The organism is Acidovorax sp. KNOB132, assembly GCF_057541515.1.
This window is the reverse complement of the sequence record NZ_BAAJYT010000010.1, coordinates 1-11,967: the sequence shown is the minus strand read 5'-3', so window position 1 is coordinate 11,967 and position 11,967 is coordinate 1. Positions and strand designations below refer to the sequence as shown.

The window sequence follows — 11,967 nt, the reverse complement described above, 5'->3', positions numbered from 1 at the left end:
ACAACAAGGGCCGCCAGGGGCCGCGGCACGCCTTGCCACGCCCGCAAAGCCGCTTTGATAATCGCGCCTTCGCTTCACCAGCGCCGCAACGAGCACCCTTGCGGCGCACCTTTCAGGAGCTGTCTTTCCATGCCTTATTTGTTCACCCCCCCTCACTGAACACGGTTCCTCGCCCCGGCTGAACCGTGTCGCTCACACACCGTTCAGCCAAGGTGGCTGCGCTCCCCCGCCCCATTCGAATGGGGGGTGCGCCGCACGAAAGCCCTGGCTTGCTCAGCCGGGGCTTTTTGCTTTTCAGGAATCGCACATGAGTGCTCAGAAACGTTCCCGCGCCTTCCAGCAAGGCCGGGTCAAGGCCTTGCGCCGCATGAAGCAGCCGATGGTGCTGCACCTCGAAGCCAGCGCACCGCCGCGCAACCCGGTGGCCCGCGCGCTGGCGGCGCGCGGCACCAGCGCCGCGGCAGGCAAGCACATCCGCAGCCAGGGCGCGCAGCGCCGCGCCGACCGCATGGCGCTGCAGCGTGCCGTGCGCCGCGGCGAGGACGGCTGATTCGCCGGTGCTTACCGGGCACCAGGCCGGCAGGGCACCGTGGACCGGACCCTTTCGTGGAAAAATGGCACGACCGGGTCCGGCCCACACCCCCTCTCCTCCTCGCTGCCCTGCGCAGCCGCACACATGCCCGCCACAGCCTCCGCCACTCCCGCCCTTGCCGAACACGCCACCCAGGCCAGAGCCACCGGGCCTGCCGACCGGCGCCGGCACGTCGTGGTGATCGGAGCCGGCATCGTGGGCACGGTGTGCGCGATCGAGATGCTGCGCTCCGGCCGCCAAGTCACGCTGCTCAACCCCCATGCCCCCGCCGGCGAAGAAGCCACGAGCTACGGCAATGCGGGCTGGCTGTCTTCCCATTCCATTCTTCCGCCCGCAGGGCCCGGCATGTGGAAGCAGGTGCCTGGCTACCTGCTGGACCCGCAAGGCCCGCTCACCGTGCGCTGGGGCTACCTGCCCCGCGCCCTGCCGTGGCTGTGGCGCTTCTTGCGCTCGGGCCGCACGCCTGCGCACGTGGCCCGCACCGCGCATGCCCTGCGCCAGTTGCTGCGCGATGCGCCGGCGCTGCATGCCCGGCTGGCCGGCGAAGCCGGCGTCCCGCATCTGGTGGCCCAGCGCGGCCTGCTGCACGCCTACCGCTCGCGGGCGGACTTCGAGGCGGATGCGCTGGGTTGGCGGCTTCGCGGCGAGGAAGGCATCGCGTTCGAGACGGTGGAAGGCGCCAGCCTGCGCGCACAGGAGCCCGACCTGGCCCCGGCTTACGGCTTCGGCGTGCGCGTGGCCGAAGCCGGCCACTGCGCCAACCCCGGCGCCTACCTCGCGGCCCTGGTGGCCCATGCGCAATCCCTCGGCGCGCGCTGGGTCACGGGCCAGGCCACCGGGCTGCACATCGAGGCAGGCCGCCTGCACGCCGTGCGGACCGACCAGGGCGACCTGCCCTGCCAGGGTGCGGTCATCGCGGCGGGCGCCTATTCGCGGCCGCTGGCGCTAGCCGCCGGCGACCGTGTGTGGCTGGACACCGAGCGCGGATACCACGCGATGCTGGACGTGCAGGCCCGCGCCGGGGAGCCCGCGCCCGCCGGCCCCCGCACCTCCACGATGGTGATGGACCGCAAGCTCATCGTGCACCAGATGGCGCACGGCCTGCGGGTGGCGGGCCAGGTGGAGATCGCCGGCCTGCACGCCGCACCCGACTGGCGCCGCGCCCGCATCCTGCTGGGACACCTGTTCGATCTGTACCCTTCGCTGCCCCGCGCCGCGCTGGAGGACGGCGCCCGCTTCTGGATGGGCCGGCGTCCGAGCACCAGCGACGGACTGCCCTGCATCGGCCCCGCCAGCGCCTGCGCGGACCTCATCCATGCCTATGGCCACGGCCATGTGGGCCTGGGCGCTTCGGCCCGCACGGGACAGGTGGTGGCGCAGTGCATGGACGGGCAGCCTCCCGAGATCGACCTGGCGCCGTTCCGTCCGCAGCGATGGCGACGATAATTCGGCCGCAGCGGAAAACGCCCCCGCCCTCCCCACGCAACCTGCGCCGCTCCGCAGGGTGCAGTCCCCGCTCTCTTCACCTTTCGCCATGTCCGCCGTCTTCAACTTCACTTTCGTCCCCTGGTTCCGCTCGGTGGCGCCGTACATCCACAAGTTCCGCCACCAGACCTTCGTGATCGGGCTCACGGGCGAGGCCATCGCGGCCGGCAAGCTCCAGGCCATCGCGCAGGACCTGGCCATGATCCAGGCGATGGGCGTGAAGATCGTGCTCGTGCACGGCTTTCGCCCGCAGGTGAACGAGCAGCTCGCGGCCAAGGGGCATGCCGAGAAGTATTCGCACGGCATCCGCGTCACCGATTCGGTGGCGCTCGACTGCGCGCAGGAGGCCGCGGGCCAGTTGCGCTACGAGATCGAGGCCGCCTTCAGCCAGGGCCTGCCCAACACACCGATGGCGGGCTCCACGGTGCGCGTGATCTCCGGCAACTTTCTGACGGCGCGGCCCGTGGGCATCGTGGACGGGGTGGATTTCCAGCATTCGGGCCTGGTGCGCAAGGTGGATGTGGCGGGCATCCGGCGCTCGCTCGACATGGACGCGCTGGTGCTGCTGTCGCCCTTCGGCTTCTCGCCCACCGGCGAGGCCTTCAACCTGACGATGGAAGAGGTCGCGACCTCCGTGGCGATCGCGCTCAAGGCCGACAAGCTGGTCTTCGTGTGCGAAGTGCCCGGCATCCGCATGAACCCCGACGAGCCCGAGAGCGACGACAACCCCATCGACACGGAGCTGCCGCTGGCCCAGGCCCGGCAGATGCTGGCCCGCGTGCCGCCCAGCCAGCGGCCGACCGACACCGCGTTCTATCTCCAGCACTGCGTGAAGGCCTGCCAGAACGGCGTGGAGCGCAGCCACATCATTCCTTTCGCGGTGGACGGTGCGCTGCTGCTGGAGATCTACGTGCACGACGGCATCGGCACCATGGTGGTCGATGAGAAGCTGGAAGAACTGCGCGAGGCCACGCCGGACGACGTGGGCGGCATCCTGCAACTGATCGAGCCGTTCGAGAAGGACGGCACGCTCGTCAAGCGCGACCGCACCGAGATCGAACGCGACATCGCCAACTACACCATCATTGAACACGACGGTGTGATCTTCGGCTGCGCGGCGCTCTACCCCTATCCGGAGGGCAGCACGGCCGAGATGGCGGCCGTGACCGTTTCACCGCACAGCCAGGGCACGGGCGACGGCGAAAAGCTGCTCAAACGCATCGAGCAGCGGGCGCGGGGGATGGGCCTGACCAGCCTGTTCGTGCTCACCACGCGCACCATGCACTGGTTCATCAAGCGCGGCTTCCAGCCCGTGGACCCCGAGTGGCTGCCCGAAGCCCGCAAGCGCAAGTACAACTGGGACCGCCGCAGCCAGGTGCTCGTCAAGAAACTGTAGGCGGCGGCCCGGCCTGCGACCACACCGCTCAGGCGGCGACCGCCCGGGCCACCTGGCGCGCCACCTCGGCGATGGTGGCATCGCGCTTTTCCGGCGTGGCGGTGGTCTGGGTGATGTAGCAGGTGACCACGATGGGCGCACCGCCGCCGGGCGGCCATAGCACGCCGATGTCGTTGGACGAACCCTGGTTGCCCGTGCCCGTCTTGTCGCCCACCCGCCAGCCCAGCACGCCGGCACGCAGCCGCTTGTCGCCCGTCTTCGTGGCCACGATCCATTCGACCAGCTGGGCACGCGAGGCCGGGCTCAGCGCATCGCCCAAGGCCACCTTGCGCAGCGACTGCAGCATGGCCTGCGGCGTGGTGGTGTCGCGCGGATCGCCCGCGATGGCCTCGTTCAGCGTGGGCTCGGTGCGGTCCAGCCGCGTCACCGTGTCGCCCAGGCTCCGCGCGAAGGCGGTGAAGCCCTGCGGGCCGCCGTGGCGCGACAGCAGCAGGTTGGCTGCGGTGTTGTCGCTCAGCGTGACGGTGCCTTCGCACAGCTCGCCGACCGTGATGCCGACGTCGCCCACCCGCTTTTCCGTCACCGGCGAATAGGCGACGAGCGCCGACGCGTCGAAATGCACCCGGCGGTCCAACGCCTCCTGGCCCCGGTCGACCCGCTCCAGTATCCAGGCAGCCAGCAGCAGCTTGAAGGTGCTGGCCATGGGAAAGCGCTCGTCCTGGCGCCAGCCCAGCGACAGCCCGGAGCCGGTGTCGAGCATGGCGACCCCGAGCCGCGCCTTGGGGTGGCCGTCCAGTGCCGATTCAAGCTGCCGCATAGCGGCCTGCCAGGCCACCTCCCGCGCGTTGCGCTGGCCCGCTGGCGCGGCAGCATGGGCCGGGCCGGCCCACAAGGCGGCCGTCGAAGCGGCGGCCACGGCGGCGAAGAGATCAAAGGAAAACTGGCGTCTTTGCATGGAATGAACCTGTCGTTGAAAGCAAGAAGACCCGAACGATAGAGACATGTCGGCCAGAGCACCATCGACAATAATCGGGAAGAGCCCCAAGAAAAACTGCTTGCTACTTGCCTGCCTGATTCCGACGCCATGCACCTGCCCCTCAATGCCCTGCGCGCCTTCGAGGTCTCGGCGCGCCACCTCAACCTCACCCGTGCAGCCCAAGAGCTGTGCGTGACCCAGACCGCGGTCAGCCAGCACATCCGCAACCTCGAAGAGCGCCTGGGCAAACCGCTGTTTCGGCGCCTGCCGCGTGGACTGGCATTGACGGACGAAGGCCTGGCCCTGCTGCCGGTGCTGGCCGATGCGTTCGGCCGCATTGCCGGTGCCCTGGAGCAGTTCAGCGACACCCGCCCCCGCGAAGTGCTCACCGTCGGCGCCGTGGGCACCTTCGCCGTGGGGTGGCTGCTGCCGCGGCTGCGCGAGTTCCAGCAGGCGTGCCCCTTCGTGGACCTGCGCCTGCTCACGCACAACAACCGGGTGGACATCGCGGGCGAGGGACTGGACTGCGCCATCCGGTTCGGGGACGGCGCCTGGCATGGCACCGAGGCCGACCGCCTGCTGGAAGCGCCGCTGTCCGCCATGTGCGCGCCCTCCATCGCCCCCCGGCTGCGAGCGCCGGCCGACCTGGCGCACGAATCGCTGCTGCGTTCGTACCGCGCGGACGAGTGGGCCGCCTGGTTCAGCGCGGCCGGTGTGCCCTGCCCGCTCGTGCGGGGCACGGTGTTCGACTCCTCCCTGGCCTTGGCCGAGGCCGCCGCGCAGGGTGCAGGCGTAGCGCTGCTGCCGGTGCGGCTTTTTCAAAGGGAGTTGCAACAGGGGCGGCTCGTGCAGCCCTTCGGCACGCGCATCGCATTGGGTGCCTACTGGCTCACGCGCTTGAAATCCCGCCCGCCCAGTGCTGCGCTGCAGGCCTTTCGCGGCTGGCTGCTGGCCGGCTGCGGCAGTCCTTCGAGCAACCCGGCCTGATCGGCCGCCCGCGCCCCGGCCGTTCCAGATGCCCCGCTATCATCGCCACCCCATGCCCGAGATCCTCACCGCCGCCCTCTACCATTTCGTCGATCTGCCCGACTGCGCCGCACTGCAGCCACCACTGCAATCCGTGTGCGAGGCCCATGGCGTGCGGGGCCTGCTGCTGCTGGCGCCAGAGGGGATCAACGGCACGATCGCAGGGGAGCCCGCAGGCGTGCGGGCCGTGCTGGCCTGGCTTCGTGCCGATGAGCGGCTGGCCGGCCTGCGCCACAAGGAGGCGCTGGGCGACCGCATGCCGTTCTACCGCATGCGGGTGCGGCTCAAGCGCGAGATCGTCACCCTGGGCGTGACCGGACTGGACCCGGCACGGAATGCCGGCACGCACGTGCCGCCGGCGCAATGGAACGCCCTGATCGACGACCCCGAGGTGGTGGTGATCGACGTGCGCAACGACTATGAAGTGGGCATCGGCAGCTTCGCCCGGGCCATCAACCCGCGCACGCGCAGCTTCACGGAGTTTCCGGCCTGGGTGGAGCAGCAGCGCGCGCCGGGCGGCGTGCTGGCACACCGGCCCAAGGTGGCCATGTTCTGCACGGGCGGCATCCGGTGCGAGAAGTCCACCGCCCTGCTCAAGTCGCAGGGCTTCGACGAGGTGTTCCACCTGGACGGAGGCATCCTGCAGTACCTGGAAGACGTGCCCGCCGAAGACAGCCGCTGGCACGGCGATTGTTTCGTGTTCGACGAACGCGTGTCGGTGGGCCACGGCCTGTCCACGGGCCGGCACCAGTTGTGCCGGTCCTGCCGCATGCCGCTGGGCGAGGCCGAACTCGCATCGCCCCAGTACCGCCCCGGCGTGAGCTGCCCCTATTGCCATGGCACGCGCACGCCCGAGCAGGAGCGCGCCCTGGCCGAGCGCGAGCAACAGATGGTGCTCGCGCGGCAGCGCGGGCAGGACCACATCGGTGCGCGCCTGGGCTCCTCCGGTGTGGCGCAGTCCGATGGTCAACCATCGGACGCGCCCAGCGGCCTGCCCGTGCTGTATTCCTTTCGCCGCTGCCCCTACGCCATGCGGGCCCGCATGGCGATCGCGGCCAGCGGGCAGGCCTGTGAATTGCGCGAGGTGGTATTGCGCGACAAGCCGCAAGCCCTGCGGGACGCATCGCCCAAAGCCACGGTGCCCGTGCTGGTGCTGCCCGATGGCCAGGTGCTGGAACAAAGCCTGGAGATCATGCGCTGGGCGCTCGCTCGCCACGATCCACAGGGCTGGATGGCCGAAGATGCCGCAGCGGCCCGGGACACCGATGCGCTCATCGCGGCCTGCGACGGCACCTTCAAACAGGCCCTGGACCGCTGCAAGTACCCGAACCGCTATCCGCAGCAGACCGGCACGGGGGACGGCGTGGAGGACGCGCCAACGCCCCAGGCCACCGCCACCGCGTTCCTGACCCAGTGGGACGAGCGGCTGGCGCAACACGCCTTCCTGTGCGGCCCGCGGCCCACGCTGGCCGACGTGGCCATCATGCCGTTCGTGCGCCAGTTCGCAGGCATCGACGCCACGGACTGGCAGGCGGGCCCCTGGCCCCATGTGCGAAAGTGGCTGGCAGCATGGGAGGCCAGCACGGCGTTCACGCAGGTGATGGACAAGATGGCGCCCTGGGTGCCCGGAACCCGGGGCCCGGTGTTTCCCGCCCAGGAGCCCATGGCAGCGCCAGCACCGATCTGACGGATTTGCAACGCCCAAGAAAAAGGCGCCTGTTCAAGGCGCCTTTTTCATTCAACGGGGTTCAGGCCGGTTTCAAGCCGCAGCCAGCGGGCGGCGATTGGCACCCGCTCGCCCGCCGCGGGCCAGCAGCACCAGCAGCACGACGGCCATGAGCACGAAGCAGATGAACGACCAGTTGGCGATGGAGCCTCCAAGAAAGGTCCAGTCCACCGCGGCGCAGTCGCCCGAACCGCGGAAGATCATGGGGATCGCGCGGCCGATGGGGAAGTGCTCGATCATTCCGTAGAAGTCGCGACCGCAGGTGGCGATCTCGGGCGGGTACCACTGCAGCCAGCTTTGCCGCGCCGCCACGAAGGCGCCGAATCCCGACGACAGCAGCGCCAGGACGGCCCACGACATCCACCAGCCCCGGGTGCCCCGGGCGCTGGCCAGGGCCGCAAACACGGCGACCCCGATGAGCGCATAGCGCTGCACGATGCACATCGGGCAGGGCTCGAGCCCCACGACATGCTGCAGGTACATGCCAAAAGCCAGCATGGCCACGCAGGCCGCCGCGATGAGGCCCAGCACGCGGCGGGGCGCGGCATCCAACCAGTTCAACACCATTGTTCTTGTCCTTGAAGGCCGCGGTCGGCAGCCCTCGAAGGCTGCATCAGATACCGGCGGCGTGGTCCAGAAAAACGCGGGCGCGGCGCGGTGTGACCACCAGCGTTTCACCCTCCCTGAAACCCATCTCCCGGTACTGCTGCGCAGGAATTTGCGCTTCGATCACCGAGTCGGGGCTCGCATTGTCCGCTGGTTTGTGGTCGGCATCGGGAATAAGTTCCAGCCGCGCGATCGGCCCCACGACGATGGCACGGCTGAGCTGCGCGACGATGCCGCGCGGGCGCCCGTCGGCGTCCACGCCCTCGCCGGGCGAGTAGCGCTGCACGTCCAGATCGTGCGGACGCACATAGGCAAAGGCGCTGGCGTTCTGGGCGCCCGCATGCTCGGGCGAATCGATGGCCATGCCCTCCACGTGCACCAGCCCTTCGTGGGCGCGGCCGCGAAACAGGTTCACGTCGCCCAGGAAACCATAGACGAACGGGCTGGCCGGCTGGTCCCACACCTCCTGGGGCGAGCCGCTCTGCTCGATCCGGCCCTGGTTGATGACCACCACGCGGTCGGCCACTTCCAGGGCTTCCTCCTGGTCGTGGGTCACGAAGATGCTGGTCACGTGCAGTTCGTCGTGCAGGCGGCGCAGCCACCGGCGCAGCTCTTTGCGCACCTTGGCATCGAGCGCGCCGAAGGGCTCGTCCAGCAGCAGCACCTTGGGCTCCACCGCCAGGGCGCGCGCAAGGGCGATGCGCTGGCGCTGGCCGCCGGACAGTTGCGACGGATAGCGGTCGGCCAGCCAGTCGAGCTGCACGAGCTTGAGCAGGTCGGTCACCTTCTGCTTGATCTGCGCATCGCTCGGGCGCTCGCCGCGCGGCTTCACGCGCAGGCCGAAGGCGACGTTCTCGAACACCGTCATGTGCCGGAACAGCGCGTAGTGCTGGAAGACGAAGCCCACGCCACGGTCGCGCACGTGCACGTCGGTGGTGTCCTCGCCCGAAAAATGGATAGTGCCCACGTCGGGCGTCTCCAGCCCCGCGATGATGCGCAGCAGCGTGGTCTTGCCGCAGCCCGAGGGGCCGAGCAGCGCGATCAGTTCGCCGGACTGGATGTCCAGGCTCACGTCGCGCAGTGCCTGGAAGCTGCCGAACTGCTTGCTGATGTTGCGGATTTCAATGCTCATGGTGTGCTTTCGTTCAGCGCGCGCCCACGGCGGCGGGTGCGGGGCGCTCGGGCGGCAGCGCGGCCGCGGCCTTGCGCTCCTGCTCGTTGCGCCATTCGGCAATGGACTTGATGACCAGCGTGACCAGTGCCAGCAGGGCCAGCAGCGAGGCCGCAGCGAACGCCGCCACGGACTGGTATTCGTTGTAGAGAATCTCCACGTGCAGCGGAATGGTGTTGGTCTGCCCGCGGATGTGGCCCGAGACGACCGACACCGCGCCGAACTCGCCCATGGCGCGCGCATTGCACAGGATCACGCCGTACAGCAGGCCCCACTTGATGTTGGGCAGCGTCACGTACCAGAAGGTCTGCCAGCCGCTCGCGCCCAGCACGATGGCCGCCTGCTCCTCGTCGCTGCCCTGGGCCTGCATGAGCGGAATCAATTCGCGCGCGATGAACGGGAAGGTCACGAAGATGGTCGCCAGCACGATGCCCGGCACGGCGAAGATGATCTTGACGTCGTGCGCCGCCAGCCAGGGGCCGAACCAGCCGTTGGCGCCGAACATCAGCACGTACACCAGGCCGGCCACCACGGGCGAGACGGAAAACGGCAGGTCCACCAGCGTGGTCAGGAACGCCTTGCCCCGGAACTCGTACTTGGCGATGGCCCAGGCCGCCGCCACGCCGAACACCAGGTTCAACGGCACCGCGATGGCCGCGGTGATGAGGGTCAGCCGGATGGCGGCCCAGGCATCGGGCTCCTTGAGCGCCGCCACGTAGGCACCGAAGCCCTTGCGCAGCGCCTCGGTGAACACGGCGGCCAGCGGCAGCACGAGGAACAGCAGCAGGAACGCGAGCGCGATGCCGATCAGCGTCCAGCGCACCCAGGGGGCCTCGGTCGTGCCGGCCTGGGCGCGGCGCACCACGTTGCGCCCGCCGGAGTTGGAAGCGGTGGAAGTCATGCCGGGGCTCCTGCGTGGCGGCGCTGCCAGGCCTGCAATGCGTTGATGACGAGCAGCAGCGCGAAGGAGATCACCAGCATCACCACCGCGACCGCCGTGGCGCCCGCGTAGTCGTACTGCTCCAGCTTGCCGATGATGATGAGGGGCGTGATCTCGGAGATCATGGGCATGTTGCCCGCGATGAAGATGACCGAGCCGTATTCACCCACCGCCCGCGCGAACGCCATGGCAAAGCCCGTGAGCAGCGCCGGAGTGATCGCAGGCAGGATGACGCGCGTGAAGATCTGCCAGCGCGTGGCGCCCAGGCTGGTGGCGGCTTCTTCCAGCTCCTTCTCGGCGTCTTCCAGCACCGGCTGCACCGTGCGCACCACGAAGGGCAGCCCGATGAAGATCAGCGCGATCACCACGCCGGCGGGCTTGAAGGCCAGCTGGATGCCCAGCGGCTCCAGGTACTGCCCGACCCAGCCGTTGCCGGCCAGCAAGGCGGTGAGCGAAATGCCCGCCACCGCCGTGGGCAACGCGAACGGCAGGTCCACCAGGGCATCGACGATCTTCTTGCCCGGAAAGCGGTAGCGCACCAGCACCCAGGCGATCAGCAGGCCGAACACGAGGTTGACCACCGCCGCGATGAACGACGCGCCGAAGGTGAGCCGGTAGGACGCCAGCACGCGCGGCGCGCTGATGGCGGTCCAGAACTGGTCCCAGGTCAGCGTGAAGGTCTTGAAGACCAGCGCCGACAGCGGGATGAGCACGATGATGCTCAGGTAGAAGATGGTGTAGCCCAGCGTCAGGCCGAAGCCGGGCAGAACCCGCTTCGGGCTGCGCCGGGCCCCGCCCGTGGACGCCACGGCGGCGCCGGGCAAGGCAGAGGTCGCAGCGTTCATGTCTTACTTGGCGCCGGGGGTGTAGAGCTTGTCGAACTGGCCGCCGTCGTTGAAGTGCACCTTCTGTGCCTCGCCGAGGGAGCCGAAATACTTGGCCACGGTGAACAGCTTGACGGGCTTGAACAGGTCGGCGTGCTTTTTCAGCACCGCTTCGGAACGCGGACGCAGCGCGTGGCGGGCCGCGATCTCCTGCGCCTCATCGGAGTAGAGGTAGTCCAGATAGGCCTTGGCCAGTTCGCCCGTGCCTTTCTTGGCGACGGTGCGCTCGACCACCGCGACTGGGTTTTCGGCCAGCACGCTGCTGGAGGGGTACACCGCATCGACCTTGCCCTTGCCGAATTCGCGCTCGATGGACAGCACCTCGGATTCGAACGTGATCAGCACATCGCCCGTGTTGCGCTGCAGGAAGATGCTGGTGGCATCGCGCCCACCCTTGCCCAGCACGGGGACGTTCTTGAACACCTGGCCCACGAACTCAGCGGCCTGGGCGTCGGTGCCGCCCTTCTCGCGCACGCTGCCCCAGGCCGCCAGGTAGGCGTAGCGGCCGTTGCCGCCGGTCTTGGGGTTCACCACGACGACCTGCACGCCGGGCTTGGCGAGATCGTCCCAGTCCTTGATGTTCTTGGGGTTGCCCTTGCGCACCAGGAACAGCATGGTCGAGGTGGTAGGCGATGCATCGTTGGGAAAGCGCTTGGCCCAGTCCTTGGCGACCACGCCGTTGGTGGCGAGGAAGTCGATGTCGGTCGTGGTGTTCATCGTGACCACGTCGGCGTCGAGGCCGTCGTTCACCGCACGGGCCTGGGCGCTGGAGCCGCCATGGGCCTGGTCGATCTTCACGTCCTTGCCGGTGGTCTTCTTGTAGTGGGCGGCGAAGGCGGGGTTGTAGTCCTTGTAGAACTCGCGGGCCACGTCATAGGAAGCGTTCAGCAGCGTGGACGTCTGTGCCGACGCGACGCCGCCAGCGACCAGGGCCACCATGGCCAGGAAAGTCTTGAGTTTTGTCCGGGAAGTCATGTCTGCGCCCTCGTTACTGAAAAAGTGAAACCGATTGTGGGCGGCAGCGCTTAAAACTCAAAAGAATATATTCTTGTTAATTAATCGATTTCCAGAATATAGAACCCCGGCAAAACCAAGGGGCGGCATGGTGGATTTCAGCCAAAAATGCCTCCAGCGCAATGGGTACTATGGCGTTTAGCTACAAAAA

At 68.6% G+C, this 11,967-nt stretch carries 11 protein-coding genes; 5 read left to right on the top strand and 6 right to left on the bottom strand.

Annotation, left to right across the window (positions count from 1 at the left end; all coding sequences use genetic code 11):
• Positions 1–307: 307 nt before the first annotated feature.
• The 3 genes from AC27IO_RS03165 (at position 308) to argA (ending at position 3,473) form a co-directional block, all read left to right on the top strand.
• Positions 308–550: a hypothetical protein gene (locus AC27IO_RS03165; protein WP_284412915.1), complete on the top strand. Its 243-nt coding sequence runs from the start codon at positions 308–310 to the stop codon at positions 548–550.
• A gap of 126 nt (positions 551–676) precedes the next feature.
• Positions 677–2,038, top strand: a complete 1,362-nt coding sequence (locus AC27IO_RS03160) for an NAD(P)/FAD-dependent oxidoreductase (protein WP_498737249.1) — start codon at positions 677–679, stop codon at positions 2,036–2,038.
• Between the two features lie 88 nt (positions 2,039–2,126).
• Entirely contained in the window at positions 2,127–3,473 is a 1,347-nt protein-coding gene (gene argA, locus AC27IO_RS03155) for an amino-acid N-acetyltransferase (RefSeq protein ID WP_284412906.1), read from the top strand.
• 28 nt (positions 3,474–3,501) lie between these two features.
• On the opposite strand, the gene bla is transcribed toward argA, so the two are convergent.
• On the bottom strand, positions 3,502–4,428 hold the full coding sequence (gene bla, locus AC27IO_RS03150; protein ID WP_498737247.1) for a class A beta-lactamase: 927 nt from the start codon (positions 4,426–4,428) through the stop codon (positions 3,502–3,504).
• Between the two features lie 129 nt (positions 4,429–4,557).
• On the opposite strand from bla, the gene AC27IO_RS03145 reads away from it, so the two are divergent.
• Together AC27IO_RS03145 and trhO are read left to right on the top strand one after the other, a co-directional pair.
• Positions 4,558–5,436, top strand: a complete 879-nt coding sequence (locus AC27IO_RS03145; RefSeq protein WP_498737245.1) for a LysR family transcriptional regulator — start codon at positions 4,558–4,560, stop codon at positions 5,434–5,436.
• Positions 5,437–5,488: 52 nt separating this feature from the next.
• Entirely contained in the window at positions 5,489–7,162 is a 1,674-nt protein-coding gene (gene trhO / locus AC27IO_RS03140; protein ID WP_498737243.1) for an oxygen-dependent tRNA uridine(34) hydroxylase TrhO, read from the top strand.
• 72 nt (positions 7,163–7,234) lie between these two features.
• On the opposite strand, the gene AC27IO_RS03135 is transcribed toward trhO, so the two are convergent.
• The 5 genes from AC27IO_RS03135 to AC27IO_RS03115 are packed head-to-tail and all read right to left on the bottom strand — an operon-like array spanning position 7,235 to position 11,777.
• Positions 7,235–7,768 (bottom strand): disulfide bond formation protein B, encoded by a 534-nt coding sequence (locus AC27IO_RS03135; protein WP_487089755.1) that lies wholly within the window; start codon positions 7,766–7,768, stop codon positions 7,235–7,237.
• A gap of 46 nt (positions 7,769–7,814) precedes the next feature.
• Positions 7,815–8,939, bottom strand: coding sequence for a sulfate/molybdate ABC transporter ATP-binding protein (locus AC27IO_RS03130; protein WP_272569061.1), 1,125 nt, complete (start codon positions 8,937–8,939; stop codon positions 7,815–7,817).
• 13 nt (positions 8,940–8,952) lie between these two features.
• A complete protein-coding gene (gene cysW, locus AC27IO_RS03125) occupies positions 8,953–9,879 on the bottom strand; it encodes a sulfate ABC transporter permease subunit CysW (RefSeq protein WP_284403923.1) in 927 nt (308 codons plus the stop codon).
• The gene (gene cysT / locus AC27IO_RS03120) at positions 9,876–10,763 is read right to left on the bottom strand and encodes a sulfate ABC transporter permease subunit CysT (RefSeq protein WP_272569058.1); all 888 of its coding nucleotides are present in this window, start codon (positions 10,761–10,763) and stop codon (positions 9,876–9,878) included. Before cysT ends, cysW begins: the two co-directional genes overlap by 4 nt.
• Before the next feature lie 3 nt (positions 10,764–10,766).
• A complete protein-coding gene (locus AC27IO_RS03115; protein WP_498737239.1) occupies positions 10,767–11,777 on the bottom strand; it encodes a sulfate ABC transporter substrate-binding protein in 1,011 nt (336 codons plus the stop codon).
• Positions 11,778–11,967 lie beyond the last annotated feature (190 nt).